The following is a 16,141-nucleotide window of genomic DNA, read 5'->3' on the forward strand; positions in this document are numbered from 1 at the left end:
AAAGTGAAATGAAAAGAACAAACATGAAACTAAATATAGCTTTAATGATAAGCGCTATAACGTTTTTCGCGACTGATCTTAAAGCACAGCAGGATGCGCAATACAGCCAATATATGTTTAACGGAATATATATCAATCCAGCTTATGCAGGTTACCGTGAACAGCTCAATGCGCATGCTTTCTATAGAAACCAATGGACAGGGGTAGAAGGCGCACCTAAAAGCATGTCGCTGGCCATAGATGCTACGGCAAATGAAAGAAAAGTTGGGTTGGCCTTGCAATTATCAAGTGATAAACTGGGAGCCCAGCAAAATCTGGCTGCTTATGCCAACTACGCTTACCGTTTAAAAATGAATGCCGACGGTTCTTCAAGACTCGCTTTTGGTGTAGGTTTAGGGGTAATACAACTAGGGATAGACGGCAGTAAACTAAATCCCAATGATCCTGAAATTAACCAACCGGTAAGTTCGCAGTATTCAGTAATGCCTGATGCCCGTATTGGCGTTTTTTATTCAGACGATAGATATTATGCAGGGTTTTCGGTAGACAATCTAATTTCGAAATACATAGATGTAACCCGTTACGCGTATATTCCGCAACCTAAAGAACATATCTTTCTTACTGCAGGTATGCTAGTGCCTTTTTCAAGAGAAATGGTTTTAAAACCTTCTTTCCTGATCAAAGATGACCTTGCAGGGCCTACTTCATTAGATATCAATGCCTTTCTGATATTTAATGATAAACTTTGGGTGGGAGGTTCGTACAGAACGGCCGTTAAACTTTATGATAAATCACATCTGCAAAAAGATCTGGTAAAGCAAAGTGCACTGGTAGGCGCAATAGAAATTTTTCCAAGTGATAGGTGGAGAATAGGCTATGCCTATGATTATTCATTAGGAAAACTAAAAAACTATGCGGGTTCTACGCATGAAATATCCATAGGTTATTTCTTCAGAAATAAAAACGTGAGGATGTTAACACCAAGGTATTTTTAACCAACCATTAAATGAAAAAGATGAAATACATATATATAGCATTCTTAATGAGTTTTGCAGTGGTATCAAAAGGGCAATACATCCTTAATCAGGCCGATAAACAGTTTAAGTTATATCAGTATGCCAAAGCAAAAACGCTGTATGAACAGGCTTTTAAAAAGAAAGAAACGCTTTATACAGCTAAACAACTGGCCATAAGCAGTGAGAAAAATAAAGAGTACGAAGAAACAGAAAAATGGTATGCAAAAGCACTCACTTTTCCAGATGCAGGAACAGATCTGTTATTGGCTTATGCCAAGGCTTTACAAAATAATTCTAAATATACCGAAGCAAAGGCAGCTTATCAGCAATATATTCAAAAAGTAGGAAATATACCTATAGCTAATCAGGATCTTTGGTTAAAATCCTGTGATTCTGCACTGTTGTGGATGGCAAATCCTAAGAAAGTGAACATAGAAAATATAACAGCCATAAATACTAATTATACCGAATATGGGGCAGTAAAGTATAAAGATGGTCTTGTATTCGTTTCAGACAGGGTATTGCCTGATAACGATACACAAAAAAATAAAAAAGGTATTTTAAGGTTTGATAAGGGGAATTATCCAGACAGGAACTATTACAGTTGGACGGGGGAGAATTACCTTAAACTATTATATGCAGGTAAAGATCACCAGATCAGTTCATTTCCTCTTAACACAGAAACCGATTATCATATAGGAATGCCAACTTTTTCAAAAGATGGTAAAGAAGTATTTTTTTCGCTAACCCGGATAGCTAAAGATTTAACTTTTGACAAAACAAAACTTAGAATAGGAACAGTAAATGTAGAAATATATAGCGCTCGCTTGCAGGATGACGGAACATGGACTAAGCCGGTAGCTTTTCCTTATAATAACATTAATGCTTATTCAGTTGGTGATCCGTTTTTAATGGAAGATGGTAATACCTTGTATTTTGTATCTGATATGCCGGGAGGAAAAGGAGGCTTGGATATTTATAAAACCATAAGAAACAATGATGGAACCTGGTCTAAACCGGAAAATATAGAAGCATTAAATACTTCTGGAGATGAAAGAACCCCTTATTTTTTATCAGAAGATGTACTGTATTTTTCTACCAATGGTAGGATAGGTATGGGCGATCTTGATATTTACAAAGCGGTTCATCGAAATGGTACATGGCAAATTCAGAATATGGGCTATCCTTACAACACACCACAAGATGACTTTGCTTTTTCTGTAGAAAAGCTTACAGGAGCTTGGAGTGGATATTTCTCCTCTAACAGGATGAAAGGAAAAGGCTCAGATGATATTTATAGCTTTAATGAAGCCATTGTACCTGTATTACAATATATATATGTAAAAGGAATTGTTTATGATGAGCGTACGCGTAAACCACTTAATAATGCACAGGTAAAAATAACGGGAGCAGACGGACTGGAGAAAAATATAACAACAGATGAAACAGGTTATTATAAATTTCCAATTCAGGAAAATAGTAATTACAATCTAAAAGCGAAAAAAACATTGTTTAATGAAGGAGATACCACTTTTACAACAACAAATAAAAGCATAGATAAAGACTTTTTCCTTAGCCTTATCCCAGTAAATAAAAGCTTTAAGGTACAGAACATTTACTACGATTTTGATAAGGATAACATTAGGCCTGATGCAGCCATAGAATTAGATAAGCTTGTTGCTATACTTAAAGAATATCCTGAAATGAAAGTAGAATTAGGTTCACATACAGATAGCCGCGGTCCGGATATTTATAATCTGGACCTATCACAACGAAGAGCACGTTCTGCAGTAAATTACATCATAAGTAAAGGCGTTAACAAAAATAGAATTACTGCCAAAGGTTATGGAGAAACCCAGTTGGTGAACAAGTGTGTCAATGGTGTAAAATGTACTCCGGAGGAGCACCAGCTTAACCGTAGAACCGAAATAAAAATACTGGAATAAATTCCTAAAAAATAAAAGCCCCTAATTGGGGCTTTTTAGTTATTTCAAATGTCCTGAAATCTTATAATGCTTTTCCTTTAATAAGGTTACTTTTTGTCGGCTGTTTATCTCATATAAACTATCAGGATAATAATAAAGGCTATCTTGTTTTTTATAGAGATAATTATCTTCGTTGATAAAGATTGAGATTCCTTTAATGTAAGTACCTACTTTTTCTACAATCAGTTTTTTCACTGGAATATTGGTGCTGACTGACGTATAGATTAAACTATCACCGGTTTTATCTTCTTTAAAAAGACCTTTCCATGAGGTTTTATTGATATCTGCGTTAACAAACATGTTCAGTTCTGTTTTCCAGTCTTTTATATCAATATCCTTATTTTCTTGCGTACCATTAATCCAAACCTGTTTATGTATAGGTGCTTTTCGGATAGATAACTTCTGAACTTCGCCTTTAAAATAGCTTGGTATATCAAAATAAAGAGCCTCCTGCCGGGGCAGAACTTCCTGATTTGTATTACAACCCAGAAGCAGGACAATTACGATAACAGGTATAAAACGCATTTTAATTTTTAGATTAAACAATTACCAGTCATTTCAGACGGAGCTTTTATGCCCATAATTTTTAAAACCGTTGGAGCGATATCTCCTAGTTTTCCATCTTTAATATGCTTGTAATCTTGGTCAATTAAGATACATGGAACTAAATTAGTGGTATGTGCCGTGTTTACAGAACCATCTTCATTGATCATAAATTCTGCATTTCCATGATCAGCTAAAATGATAAAAGAATAGCCATTGGCAATGCCGGTTTCAACCACTTGTTTCATACAGCGGTCAGCAGTTTCAACGGCCTTTACAACAGCGCCAAATACTCCTGTGTGGCCCACCATATCAGGATTTGCAAAATTTAAGCAGATAAAATCGGCCCATTTGCTTTTAAGCTCAGGTAAAATAGCCTGAGTTATTCCATCGGCGCTCATTTCAGGTTGCAGATCGTAAGTAGCTACTTTTGGCGAGGGAATCAATATTCGTTTTTCATTCTCAAATTCTTTTTCACGCCCGCCCGAAAAGAAGAAAGTTACATGCGGGTATTTTTCTGTTTCGGCTATTCTGATTTGGTTTTTATGATGAACAGCTAAAACTTCACCTAAAGTGTTGCTCAGATCGTCTTTGGTAAAAATAACTTTAATATGCTCAAAGTTCTCATCATAAGTGGTCATGGTAACATAGTACAATGGCAACTTATACATATCATAAGCCTCAAAATCCTTTTGCGTTAAGGCAGTGGTGATTTCTCTTCCCCGATCTGTACGATAATTGAAACAAATTACCACATCATCGGGCTTTATGGTTGCAGTAGGAGTCCCTGTCTCATCAGTAATTACAATAGGCTTAACAAATTCATCAGTTATGCCCTCATTGTAAGATTGCTGTATGGCTGTTTCTACATTAAGAACTGCTTTGCCAATGCCTTTTACCATTAAATCATAAGTCAGTTTTACGCGTTCCCACCTATTGTCTCTGTCCATCGCATAATATCTTCCTATAACACTGGCAATTTTTCCTGTTGATGTTTTTAAATAATCGTCAAGCTCTTTTATAAAACCTAAACCTGATGTAGGATCGGTATCTCTTCCATCTAAGAATGCGTGTACGAAAACATTTTTTAAATCATATTGCTTTGCTGCATCACATAATGCTTTAAGATGATTTATATGCGCATGTACACCACCATTGCTGGTTAGGCCTATAAAATGAACAGACTTGTTATTTGTTTTGGCATAGTCAAACGCTTTTACAAGTTCGGGATTGCTAAAGAATGAGCCATCTTGTATAGATTTATTTATTCTACCTAATTCCTGGTAAACTATTCTGCCGGCACCTAAATTCATATGTCCAACTTCAGAGTTTCCCATTTGACCTGCGGGTAATCCTACGGCTTCGCCTGATGCTTCGAGCTTCGAGTGCGGGTAATTTGCTATTAAAGAATCAAAAAAAGGTGTATTAGCTTTATATGTTGCGTCAGAATTATCTTTTTTTCCGTAACCCCATCCGTCAAGTATCAATAAAACAAGTTTTTTTACGTACATATCAATGTATTTTGAGTGAAAGTAAAATTAAGAGTATTGAATAAAACAAATATAGATGTAAAATATTATTTACTTTGCATTGAAAAGCTATTTAATAGTTAAAAATGGCATAATTTTAGTTGCAATAAAACGGGAAAACTATTTTTAATGATGAAATCTATTGTTTCAATTTTGGTGTTGCTTTTGCATATTCCAATGTATCAGCTTATGCAGGCTGATATTATTGATGAATTAGCTAACCATTTTAAAGCTGGCAATGCTAAAGAAATTGGAAAAGAATTTGCCACTTCTGTAGAACTAATCATCATCGACCAGGAAGATGTATATAATAAAGCACAGGCAGAACAGATCTTAAAAGATTTTTTTATTAAAAATCCACCTAATAAAGTAACCGTTATTCACCGCTTAAATAGCAGCCAGAACTACCGTTTAGGAATTTTTCTGTTACAGACCAAAACCGGAAAATTCAGAGTTACGGTTACCATGAAGAAAAATTATAATGCATTTTTAATCAGTGAGTTAAGGATAGATCCTGATAAAGAATAAGGTTTGCTCCATCAATTTGTTATTTTTGTAGCAAAATCAAAGTGTATTGGATAACGTTTTAATTCAGAAATTCATTAAGAATGCAATTGCTGAAGATGTGGGTGACGGAGACCACACATCTCTTTCTACAATTCCTTTAAATACTCAGGGTAAGGCCAAATTATTAGTTAAAGAAAATGGTATTTTGGCCGGAGTAGAACTTGCTAAGGCAATTTTTATTGAAGTAGACCCTCAGCTTCAAATGGAAACCCTAATCAAAGATGGGGAAGAAGTAAAAGTTGGGGATATAGCCTTTACAGTTAAAGGCAGTACACATTCAATTTTACTTGCCGAGCGTTTAGTTTTAAACTGTATGCAGCGTATGAGTGGTATTGCTACCGTTACGCACAAAATCGTATCCTTACTTAAACCTTATAAAACCAAAATCCTTGACACCAGAAAAACTACTCCGGGCATGCGCTATTTAGAGAAATGGGCTGTTAGGATAGGAGGAGGTGTAAATCACAGAACGGGTTTATATGATATGATATTGATCAAAGATAACCATGTTGATTATGCCGGAGGTATAGCCAATGCTATTAATGCAGCTCATGCTTATCTGGATAAAAATCAAAAAAAATTACAGATAGAAGTAGAAGTTAGAAACTTAAATGAGCTTAATGAGGTTTTAGAAATAGGTAACATTGATCGGATCATGTTAGATAACTTTACTTTAACAGATCTTAAGGAAGCTGTTCAAAAAGTAAATGGTAAATACTTAACAGAAGCATCAGGAGGTATCACAGAAAGTAATGTTGTTGATTACGCCCAATGCGGAGTAGATTACATATCAATGGGGGCCTTAACACACTCGGTAAAAAGTTTAGACTTAAGCTTAAAGGCTTTTTAAAATCTTAATTGGATAAAAACGGATTTTAAACTTTAAAATTTTATTATCATTGTAAAAAATGATTTCAATCTACTCTATTTCGGCTCTTTTGGGCGCATATTTGTTAGGTTCTATTCCAACAGCAGTATGGTTGGGGCAGGCTTTTTACGGTGTTGATGTACGCGAATATGGGAGCGGAAACGCCGGAGCCACAAATACATTCAGGGTTTTAGGTAAAAAACCAGGGATAGCTGTAATGACTATAGATATCTTAAAAGGTTTTACTGCTACAAAACTGGCTTATCTTATCGGTCTTTCTGTTACCGGACCTAAACATTCAGTACAATTTGTAAATTACGAGCTGGCTTTAGGAGTAATAGCTGTTATGGGACATCTTTTTCCTGTATTTGCAGGATTTAGAGGAGGAAAAGGAGTTGCTACTCTATTTGGGATGATATTAGCAGTGAACTTTCCGGCAGCCATGCTATGTGTAAGTGTGTTTGTAATTGTTTTACTAACCACAAAATACGTTTCCTTGAGTTCTATATGTGCAGGATTTACTTTCCCGATTGGTATAGTATTTGTTTTTCATACCTCTGTTAAAGCAGAAGTTCTATATAGTATTTGCGTTTGCCTGCTTATTTTGGTTACTCATCAGAAAAACATTGAGCGACTTTTGAAAGGCAAAGAATCTAAAGTCTATCTATTTAAAAAAAAGACTGGTTAGGTTTACTGTTTTTAGGACATCTTGCGTATATTTTTAACCACTTACATATTTTAACGATGAAAAAAATAATTTTTGTAGGCTTCACGGTTGCAATAATGGGTCTTGCATCATGTTCTACAGTGCCTTTAACAGGAAGAAGCAGACTAAGTATAGTTGATGATAGTCAGTTACAACAACAAGCCGCTATCGGATATGCGCAATTACTTAGTGACCCTTCAACAAAAGTGGTATCGGGATCTTCAGCGGAAGCGCAAATGGTGAAAAGGGTAGGCCAGAAAATCGCACAGGCTGTTACACAGTATATGAATCAAAATGGTTATGGAGATCAGATCAAAAATTATAAATGGGAGTTTAACCTGATCCAAAGCAACGAGATAAATGCCTGGTGTATGCCTGGCGGTAAGGTAGCGGTGTATACCGGCATCCTTCCTATAACAAAAGATGAAAATGGTTTAGCTACTGTAATGGGCCATGAGATAGCGCACGCTATTGCCCAGCACTCTGCAGAACGAGCTTCACAATTAACGCTTGCTCAAACAGGCGGAGCCGTTATAGGAGCAGCTACAAGTAACAAATCGCAAACTACCCAGGCTATTGTAAATCAACTTTACGGAATAGGGGCACAGGGTTTGTATATTTTGCCTAACTCAAGAAGTCAGGAACTGGAGGCGGATAAAATGGGTTTATCTTTTATGGCAATGGCAGGCTACAATCCTACAAGTGCAGTCGCTTTTTGGCAACGTATGGCTGCTGCAAGCAAAGGGCAGTCTAAACCTCCGGTATTTTTAAGTACCCACCCTACAGATGATGCGCGTATAGCGCAGATCCAGAGAGATTTGCCTGAGGCAATGAAATATTATAAAGGAAAATAAAAAAACAGGAGACTGTATCTTTTTAGAACAGTCTCCCTTTTAAAACCTTTATCATAGCAGATGCTTTTAACAAGCATTCTTCATATTCTTTTTCAGCGGTACATTGATAAGTAATTGCTCCCCCTACCTGAAAAGACAGGTAACGGTTTAGGCTATTATATAAAATTGTACGGATTACCACATTAAAATCACAGTCTCCTTCAGGTGTTATGAAGCCAAAAGAACCAGAATAAATTCCTCTTTTGCTTTCTTCATATTGATCGATCAGCTCCATAGCTCTTAATTTAGGAGCTCCTGTCATTGAACCCATAGGAAAAGCATTTTTTAAAGCATCTACAAAATGTATATTTTCATCTAATTCACAGCTAATAGTTGAAATCATTTGATGAACCTGTGGAAATGAATAAATTCCGAATAACTCTTCTACTTTCACAGTTCCTTTTGTTGCGGATTTGGTCAGGTCATTTCTTACCAGATCTACAATCATTACGTTTTCAGTCTGTTCTTTTAGATCGTTCTTCAATTCTGCTTTTGCCTTTAGGTCTAATTCTTGGTTGTCTTGCCGCTTGGCAGTTCCTTTAATAGGTTGAGATATTAATTTGTTTTTGCGTTTGCATATAAATCTTTCAGGCGTGGCAGAGATGATATATTTATCTTCTATTTTAAAATATCCAGAGAAAGGAGTAGGAGATATTGCATTCAATTCCTGATAAACGGCTAAAGGATCAATGGAAGTGTTGTCTGCATAAAATTCCTGACAAAAATTTACTTCATAAATATCTCCACGTAAAATATGCTGCTTTAAATAATCTATTTTTTCAATATACCGCTGTCGGGTAAGCCTACTTTTAATTTCAATAGAATCAGAAAAATTTATTTTATCTGATTTTTCCTGTGTAATTGCTTCAACGATATCAGGGCTGCCTTTTAAAATTTTCATAGTATTCTTTTGTATTCCAATGATATATTTTGGAATAAAAAAGAACAGATCGGGAAACCCCAAATGATCAGGATGTAGAGAAGCTAGATCTTCTATTTCATTTTTAAGATCATAACTTAAAAAACCAAAAAGCCAGGTTTTATGGTTCTCATAAAAAATCTTTAATGCATGGAAGGCATTACCGCTATTTAAGCTTATTTTTTTTTCTACACCTGCAGCAATGATGCAATCAAAATGTCCGTACTGATCATGGTATTGATTGGAATCAAAGTAGCAGCAAACATCAAAATTATTAGCCCATTTTAAGGCTTTCTGTTTGAAGTTATTTAGGGATGAAGTATTCATTTTCTGCCCAAATTTACAAAAGCCTGAATGTAAAATAGATTTTAATATGAATAGAAAATGCTTAGTTTAGGAAAATGAAAAATAAACTGCTGCTCTTGTTAACTTTTATGATATTGGTTAATCTTTCTTTTGCGCAAAAGAATATAACAGACATGTATGATAGCTTTAAGGTATTCAGAAATTCTAATTTAGATCATGTATCTTATGAACAAAGATGTAGACTTTTACTGGAAAACGCTTCCTTACTTTCAAAGAAACAACTGATGAATATAAGATATTATATGGGTAGGAACTTTGAAAGAATGAAACTGCCTGATAGTGCTTTAAAATACTATCTTTTAGTAGAGCCCGAAGAACCTAATTATGAAGTGATGAACCGTGCTATTGGATTTATTTATATTGCTAAAGCTACGCCTTATGTGGCAAAGATAAATGAGGCTGTGGCAAAAAAAGATGCTGTAGCCAATAAAAATGCCTTTGAAGCTTACAAAAAACAAATTTATATAGCGCTTCCATATCTGGAAAAATATTATGCTTGTACCCAGGATGAAGACACGATGAAAGCTATAAAGCGTTTATATATACAGATCAAAGATGCACAGGGCTTAGCTAATTTTGATCATAGGATACAGAAATTACCTAAAGACTGTGTTACCCTTTTAGAAGATAACTAATTAAGAAGCAGAAACACTCAATCAGTATTTCTGCTTTTATCAAATTAAATGTCAGATAACTTTAAGGTATCCTTAAGGCGAATGCCTTTCTCGGTTTGTTGTAAGGTACAGCATTCATTTACAGGATCGTGCTCCAGAAAGAGAACATATTCGTTCTGTGCGGCTTCTTCTAAAAAGTCTTTCTTTTCTTTTAGGGTCTGCAAAGGAAACATGTCATAAGCCATCACATAAGGTAGCGGAATATGTCCTGTTGAAGGTAAAAGATCAGCCATATATACAATAGTCTTATCCTTATATTGTAATTGAGGCAACATCATGGCATCCGTGTGTCCGTAGGCAAAACGGATATTGATATCCTGATGGAACTTTACATTGTTTTGTGTAGGAATAAATTTTAACTGTCCACTTTCCTGTATAGGTAAAATATTTTCTTTCAGGAAAGAAGCTTTTTCTCTGGCATTAGGGTGTACAGCCCATTCCCAGTGCTGTTCATTGCTCCAGTAAACCGCATTTTTAAATGCCGGAACAAGTTTATCGCCTTCACGTTCTATAGCTCCTCCGCAATGGTCAAAGTGAAGATGGGTCAGAAAAACATCGGTAATATCAGATTTGTGAAAGCCTTTAGCAGCTAAAGATTTGTCTAAACTGTCATCACCATGCAGGTAATAATGACTAAAAAATTTATCATCTTGTTTATTTCCTATGCCGTTATCTATCAAGATTAGGCGATTACCATCTTCGATCAATAAAGATCGCATTGCCCATGTACACATATTATTGGCATCGGCCGGGTTGGTTTTTTGCCAGATAGATTTGGGAACCACACCAAACATGGCACCTCCGTCTAATTTAAAAAAACCTGTTTCTATAGTATATAGTTTCATTTTATTTAGTTAAAGATGAATTTAAAATTATTTAACTAATATATATAAAACAAAATTGGTTAATTGTTATATAACAATTAACCAATTCCAACAGTTTAACAATTAATTTTATAAGTGTATTACTTCTCCGTATGCATCTGCTGCGGCTTCCATAATCGCCTCGCTCATGGTAGGGTGAGGGTGTACAGATTTGATCATTTCGTGACCTGTAGTTTCCAGTTTACGGGCAACCACAATCTCAGCAATCATTTCGGTTACGTTAGCCCCAATCATGTGAGCACCTAACAATTCCCCATATTTAGCATCAAAAATCAATTTTACAAAACCATCTTTAGCGCCGGCTGCACTTGCCTTACCTGATGCAGAAAATGGAAATTTACCAATTTTAAGCTCATAGCCTGCTGCTTTTGCTGCTTTTTCTGTATAACCTACAGATGCAATTTCTGGCGAACAGTAAGTACATCCCGGAATATTATTGTAATCTAAAGGTTCAACATGCATGCCTGCAATTTTCTCTACACAAATGATGCCTTCTGCAGAAGCTACGTGCGCTAATGCCTGACCTGGAACAACATCTCCAATAGCATAATAGCCTTTAACACTGGTATTGTAATATTGATCTACTACAATTTTTCCTTTATCGGTTTTAATACCCACTTCTTCCAAACCAATGTTCTCTATGTTAGCAACCACACCTGCAGCAGAAAGTACAACATCACACTCAATAGTTTGAATACCACTGGCAGTTTTTATTTGTACTTTACAACCTGAACCACTGGTATCAACGCTTTCAACACTTGAAGAAGTCATGATATCGATACCGGTTTTCTTTAAGCTGCGTAGCAATTGTTTAGATACATCTTCATCCTCTACCGGAACAATATTCTCCATAAACTCTACAATGGTAACTTTTGTACCCATGGTAGCATAAAAATAGGCGAACTCAACTCCAATAGCTCCAGACCCTACAACCACCATAGATTTTGGTTGTTGGGGCAATACCATAGCCTGACGGTAACCAATTACTTTTTTACCATCCTGAGGCAAATTAGGTAATTCTCTGGAACGAGCACCAGTTGCGATAATAATATGTTTTGCACTCAGTTCTTTTTGTGTGCCATCAGCAGCTTTAACTTCTACTTTGTTGCCCGGTTTTACTTTTCCGGTGCCCATAATCACGTCAATTTTATTTTTTTTCATTAAAAACTGAACGCCTTTACTCATACCTTCGGCAACTCCGCGACTACGTTTAACTACTGCCTCAAAATCGGCTTTAGCCTCGCTGGTTTGTATTCCATAATCGGCAGCATGGTTTATATATTCAAAAACTTGTGCGCTTTTTAAAAGGGCTTTAGTTGGGATACAGCCCCAGTTAAGACATATTCCACCTAAAGATTCGCGTTCAATAATGGCTGTTTTTAAGCCTAATTGAGAAGCACGTATTGCAGTAACATATCCGCCAGGACCGCTACCTATAACTATTAAATCGTAATTCATTTCTCTATTTAAGGAGGGGTTTTACTTAAAATAACTTGCCAAAAATAAAAAAAATGTTGGTTAAATCTATTAGGTGTTCCAGTATTGATAAGGAGGAATAATGTGTAATATGGTAGATAGCGTTATTTATGAAATTAAAAAAGTCATATGCGTACTTTTTTAGTTTAATGTTTTATGTTAATTGTGAATAACTAATGATATATTTAATAATTATTTAACATTGGAATTCCGTAACGAATTAAATTTAATAATTAAATTTGCAAGGAATTTTAACACAATTTAACAAAAAAACAAAACAAAAATTAATTAAAGAGCATGAAAAAATCTTTACAATTAAAGATTGTATCGCTGGTTCTTGTTTTTGTAGCTTTCTGCGGTTTTGCTTATGCGCAGGTTACTACATCTTCAATGACTGGTACAATCCGGGACTCGAAAGAGACCTTGCCTGGAGCAAGTGTAAAAGCCACTCACACACCTACGGGTTCTGTGTATGGAACTATTACAAATAACTCTGGACGTTTTACTATCGGTAATATGCGTGTTGGAGGACCGTATGTAATTGAAGTAAGTTTTGTAGGCTACAAAACACAAAAGTTTGATAATGTTTATCTTAAATTAGGAGAGGCTTTTAACTTAGATGTTAAGTTAGATGATAATTCTTCTGTTTTAAGTGAGGTTGTGGTTTTAGGTAAAAACGATCCGATCATGAACTCTAAAAGAAATGGTGCATCAACAATCATTTCAAGAGCTAAGATTGAAGAATTACCTTCTATTACAAGAAGTGTAAACGATATTACTCGTTTAACACCTCAGGCTAACGGTACAAGTATAGGTGGCGGATCTTACCGTGCAAATAATTTTACGGTAGATGGTGCTAACTTTAATAACCAGTTTGGTATTGGGCAAAACATTCCTGCCAATGGTTCTCCAATTTCTATCGATGCATTAGAAGAAATTTCAGTTAACGTAACCCCTTTTGACGTTCGTCAGACTGGTTTTACAGGTGCATCTATCAATGCTGTAACCAGATCAGGTAAAAACACTTTCTTTGGTAATGCTTTATATACTTTCCGTTCAGAAAAACAACAAGGCGTGCGTGTTGGTGATAACGTAATCACTAATATTCAAGCTTTAGATGAAAAACAATACGGTTTTAGTTTAGGAGGCCCGATCATTAAAAACAAATTATTCTTCTTTGTTAACTTTGAAAAGAAGAAAACTGTTGAACCGGGACCAACCAAAGTGGCTTCTGCCAACGGTACAGAAAATGCATCTTTAAATATAGCAAGACCATCTGTTGCCTTTATGGATGGAGTTAGCAGTTATTTAGCAAATAATTACGGTTACCAAACCGGACCTTATCAAGGCTATTCAAATAACAGCAATAACGATAAAATATTTGCTCGTTTAGACTGGAATATCAATACACAGCATAAATTTAACATCCGCTATTCTCAGGTAGAAAGTAAAAGCCCTTCTCAAATCAGTACTTCTACTTCAGGATCTGGTTTTAATGCAGGTGATAACAGACAAAGTATTTATGCAATGTCTTTCTTTAACTCAAACTACTACCAGGAAGCTAACTTATATTCTGGTACTGCAGAGTTGAACTCTAACTTTGGTAAATTCAACAATTCATTAAGAGCTTCTTTTGCTCATCAGAACGACCCTAGATCTTCTCCTGGTGCAGAGTTTCCTTTGGTAGATATCCTTGACGGAAAATATTCAACTACTAAAAAATTATCTACTTTAACTTCATTTGGTTATGAGCCATTTACTTTTGGTAACCTGAGAGATGTAATGACTTATACAATCAATGATGATTTAACTTTTGCTACCGGTAAGCATAATTTTACAGTAGGAGCACAGGTAGAGTGGAGTAAAGTAAAAAATGGTTTCCAACGTTTTGGTACAAGTTATTATGTATTTAACAGCTGGAATGATTTCATCACTAACCAAAAACCAATCAACTTTGCTTTAACTTATCCATTAACAGCTGATGGTTCTCAGGCTTTCCCAAGCTTTAAGTTCTTCCAGTTGTCTGCTTATGGTCAAGATGAGATTTCATTTAACGATAAGTTAAAAGTAACTTTAGGTTTAAGATTAGAATTACCTACTTATCCTGATGTTAGCGAAATCAAAACCCACCCTTTAGTAGCAGCTGCTAGCTTTAATGGAGGCGAAACGATTAATACAGGTACTTTACCTAAAGCAAGATTAATGTTTTCTCCACGTATTGGCTTTAACTATGACATCTTAGGCGACAGAAGCTTACAATTGCGTGGTGGTTCAGGTATCTTTACAGGCCGTATTCCTTTTGTATGGATTGTTGCTCAGTCTGGTGATGCAGGTATGTTGCAATTTACTCAGAGCATTAGTTCTAATTATAACTCAACTACCGGCGCGATTACCATACCATCGAATATGCCAAACTTTAACCCTAATTACAAGGAGATGTACCCATCTACATTGCCAACTGCAGGTGCTTCTATTCCTTCAAGTATATCAGCAATGTCACCTGATTTGAAATTTCCACAACAATGGAAATCAAGCTTAGGTTTAGATGCTAAACTACCATTTGGTTTTGTAGGTACTGTTGAGTTGATTTATGGTAAAGATATCAATGCTGTTTATGCACGTAATGCTAACTTGGTTGATCCTCAACCATTAAATATTGCAGGTTATCCAGATAATAGAATGATATATCCGGCAACTCCTACAGCAGTCGGAGATCCATATAGAAATGTTCCTTTAAGATACATTAACAGATTAAATAGTGGTCAAATTAGCAGTACAGGTACTGGTAACTTTGATGCTATCGTAATGGATAATGCTAAAGGAGGCGACTATTTCTCTAGCAGTTTCCAATTGACTAAACCATTTGGTAATAACTGGGAAGTAACTGCAGCTTATACTTATAGCTATGCTAAAAACTTTGGAGACCAATCTGGTGACCAGATTGTGAACTTATGGAGCTTGCCTTACCAATATAACGGTAATTCAAACAATCCTGAGTTAAGCTATACTTCTAACGTAATTCCTCACAGAGTTGTAGGTAGTGTTAGCTATAAAGCAGAATGGATTAAAGGATTAAAAACAGGAATGACCTTATTCTATCAAGGCGGATCACAAGGTAGATACTCATACTACTACTCAAATGATCTTAACAGAGATGGTCAGAACAATGACTTAATCTATGTACCTAAAGATCGTTCGGAGATTACTTTCGTGCAGAATGGTGCATTTACACCTCAACAACAAGAAGATGCATTCTTTAACATGATTGAAAGTGATAAATATCTAAGCTCAAGAAAAGGTATGTATGCTGAAAGAAACGGTGCGGTTGCTCCTTGGAGAAACCAGTTTGATTTCAGATTCTCACAAGAACTTTTCGGTAGAAAAATAGGTAATGTTAAAAATTCATTAGAAATTTATTTTGATATTTTCAATGTAGGTAACCTAATTAACTCTAAATGGGGAGCTTATACAATTAATAACAACAATATCTTAAGTGTTACTAACATATCTTCTTTAACTCCTGGAGGTACAACAAAACCAACAATCAATCTGAATACTGTAAGTGGTGCATTAATTTCTGAATCTAACAGAATTAATACCAGTATTTCATCAACTTACTATATGCAGTTTGGTTTAAAATATGCTTTTAACTAATATTAGTTAAGTTAATACAAAAAGCCCCGATGAATTTCATCGGGGCTTTTTTATATTTATG

At 35.5% G+C, this 16,141-nt stretch carries 13 protein-coding genes; 8 read left to right on the forward strand and 5 right to left on the reverse strand.

Going from position 1 to position 16,141, the window contains the following annotated elements:
• Positions 1–8 precede the first annotated feature (8 nt).
• Both ACLHG9_RS08575 and ACLHG9_RS08580 read left to right on the forward strand, forming a co-directional pair.
• A complete protein-coding gene (locus tag ACLHG9_RS08575; RefSeq protein WP_410221086.1) occupies positions 9–995 on the forward strand; it encodes a type IX secretion system membrane protein PorP/SprF in 987 nt (328 codons plus the stop codon).
• 20 nt (positions 996–1,015) lie between these two features.
• Entirely contained in the window at positions 1,016–2,962 is a 1,947-nt protein-coding gene (locus tag ACLHG9_RS08580) for an OmpA family protein (RefSeq protein WP_410221087.1), read from the forward strand.
• A gap of 39 nt (positions 2,963–3,001) precedes the next feature.
• Here ACLHG9_RS08580 and ACLHG9_RS08585 read toward each other — a convergent pair whose 3' ends face one another.
• Both ACLHG9_RS08585 and gpmI read right to left on the reverse strand, forming a co-directional pair.
• A complete protein-coding gene (locus tag ACLHG9_RS08585; RefSeq protein WP_410221088.1) occupies positions 3,002–3,526 on the reverse strand; it encodes a hypothetical protein in 525 nt (174 codons plus the stop codon).
• Between the two features lie 8 nt (positions 3,527–3,534).
• Entirely contained in the window at positions 3,535–5,055 is a 1,521-nt protein-coding gene (gene gpmI / locus ACLHG9_RS08590; protein ID WP_410221089.1) for a 2,3-bisphosphoglycerate-independent phosphoglycerate mutase, read from the reverse strand.
• Between the two features lie 147 nt (positions 5,056–5,202).
• Between gpmI and ACLHG9_RS08595 the strand changes: the two genes are divergently transcribed.
• From ACLHG9_RS08595 to ACLHG9_RS08610, 4 genes are read left to right on the forward strand one after another with little or no spacing between them, the layout of a single operon-like run.
• Positions 5,203–5,601 carry a DUF4783 domain-containing protein gene (locus ACLHG9_RS08595; protein ID WP_410221090.1) on the forward strand — a complete coding sequence of 133 codons (399 nt, stop codon included), beginning with the start codon at positions 5,203–5,205 and terminating at the stop codon, positions 5,599–5,601.
• A 46-nt stretch (positions 5,602–5,647) separates the two neighbouring features.
• Positions 5,648–6,490, forward strand: coding sequence for a carboxylating nicotinate-nucleotide diphosphorylase (gene nadC / locus ACLHG9_RS08600; RefSeq protein ID WP_410221091.1), 843 nt, complete (start codon positions 5,648–5,650; stop codon positions 6,488–6,490).
• A gap of 58 nt (positions 6,491–6,548) precedes the next feature.
• Positions 6,549–7,196, forward strand: a complete 648-nt coding sequence (gene plsY / locus ACLHG9_RS08605; protein ID WP_410221092.1) for a glycerol-3-phosphate 1-O-acyltransferase PlsY — start codon at positions 6,549–6,551, stop codon at positions 7,194–7,196.
• A 56-nt stretch (positions 7,197–7,252) separates the two neighbouring features.
• The gene (locus ACLHG9_RS08610; RefSeq protein WP_410221093.1) at positions 7,253–8,068 is read left to right on the forward strand and encodes a M48 family metallopeptidase; all 816 of its coding nucleotides are present in this window, start codon (positions 7,253–7,255) and stop codon (positions 8,066–8,068) included.
• Positions 8,069–8,090: 22 nt separating this feature from the next.
• Here ACLHG9_RS08610 and ACLHG9_RS08615 read toward each other — a convergent pair whose 3' ends face one another.
• Complete coding sequence (locus ACLHG9_RS08615; RefSeq protein ID WP_410221094.1) at positions 8,091–9,353, reverse strand: anthranilate synthase component I family protein; 1,263 nt, start codon at positions 9,351–9,353, stop codon at positions 8,091–8,093.
• Positions 9,354–9,427: 74 nt separating this feature from the next.
• On the opposite strand from ACLHG9_RS08615, the gene ACLHG9_RS08620 reads away from it, so the two are divergent.
• Positions 9,428–10,027 carry a hypothetical protein gene (locus tag ACLHG9_RS08620; protein WP_410221095.1) on the forward strand — a complete coding sequence of 200 codons (600 nt, stop codon included), beginning with the start codon at positions 9,428–9,430 and terminating at the stop codon, positions 10,025–10,027.
• A gap of 44 nt (positions 10,028–10,071) precedes the next feature.
• Here the strand turns inward: ACLHG9_RS08620 and ACLHG9_RS08625 are convergent, their stop codons facing one another.
• Both ACLHG9_RS08625 and lpdA read right to left on the reverse strand, forming a co-directional pair.
• Entirely contained in the window at positions 10,072–10,911 is an 840-nt protein-coding gene (locus tag ACLHG9_RS08625) for an MBL fold metallo-hydrolase (RefSeq protein ID WP_410221096.1), read from the reverse strand.
• Between the two features lie 108 nt (positions 10,912–11,019).
• Positions 11,020–12,408 carry a dihydrolipoyl dehydrogenase gene (gene lpdA, locus ACLHG9_RS08630; RefSeq protein WP_410221097.1) on the reverse strand — a complete coding sequence of 463 codons (1,389 nt, stop codon included), beginning with the start codon at positions 12,406–12,408 and terminating at the stop codon, positions 11,020–11,022.
• A 315-nt stretch (positions 12,409–12,723) separates the two neighbouring features.
• Here lpdA and ACLHG9_RS08635 point away from each other — a divergent pair, with 315 nt between their 5' ends.
• Complete coding sequence (locus tag ACLHG9_RS08635; RefSeq protein WP_410221098.1) at positions 12,724–16,080, forward strand: carboxypeptidase regulatory-like domain-containing protein; 3,357 nt, start codon at positions 12,724–12,726, stop codon at positions 16,078–16,080.
• The last annotated feature ends 61 nt before the right edge of the window (positions 16,081–16,141 follow it).

It is taken from the genome of Pedobacter sp. (assembly GCF_046462515.1).
Taxonomy (GTDB): domain Bacteria; phylum Bacteroidota; class Bacteroidia; order Sphingobacteriales; family Sphingobacteriaceae; genus Pedobacter.

Excerpts from the sequence above, each read along its gene's own strand:
- ACLHG9_RS08580 (WP_410221087.1), top strand. The coding sequence starts at position 1,016 with ATGAAATACATATATATAGCATTCTTAATGAGTTTTGCAGTGGTATCA.
- lpdA (WP_410221097.1), bottom strand. The coding sequence starts at position 12,408 with ATGAATTACGATTTAATAGTTATAGGTAGCGGTCCTGGCGGATATGTT.
- ACLHG9_RS08620 (WP_410221095.1), top strand. The coding sequence starts at position 9,428 with ATGAAAAATAAACTGCTGCTCTTGTTAACTTTTATGATATTGGTTAAT.
- ACLHG9_RS08625 (WP_410221096.1), bottom strand. The coding sequence starts at position 10,911 with ATGAAACTATATACTATAGAAACAGGTTTTTTTAAATTAGACGGAGGT.
- ACLHG9_RS08595 (WP_410221090.1), top strand. The coding sequence starts at position 5,203 with ATGATGAAATCTATTGTTTCAATTTTGGTGTTGCTTTTGCATATTCCA.
- ACLHG9_RS08575 (WP_410221086.1), top strand. The coding sequence starts at position 9 with ATGAAAAGAACAAACATGAAACTAAATATAGCTTTAATGATAAGCGCT.
- ACLHG9_RS08585 (WP_410221088.1), bottom strand. The coding sequence starts at position 3,526 with ATGCGTTTTATACCTGTTATCGTAATTGTCCTGCTTCTGGGTTGTAAT.
- ACLHG9_RS08610 (WP_410221093.1), top strand. The coding sequence starts at position 7,253 with ATGAAAAAAATAATTTTTGTAGGCTTCACGGTTGCAATAATGGGTCTT.
- plsY (WP_410221092.1), top strand. The coding sequence starts at position 6,549 with ATGATTTCAATCTACTCTATTTCGGCTCTTTTGGGCGCATATTTGTTA.
- gpmI (WP_410221089.1), bottom strand. The coding sequence starts at position 5,055 with ATGTACGTAAAAAAACTTGTTTTATTGATACTTGACGGATGGGGTTAC.
- ACLHG9_RS08615 (WP_410221094.1), bottom strand. The coding sequence starts at position 9,353 with ATGAATACTTCATCCCTAAATAACTTCAAACAGAAAGCCTTAAAATGG.
- ACLHG9_RS08635 (WP_410221098.1), top strand. The coding sequence starts at position 12,724 with ATGAAAAAATCTTTACAATTAAAGATTGTATCGCTGGTTCTTGTTTTT.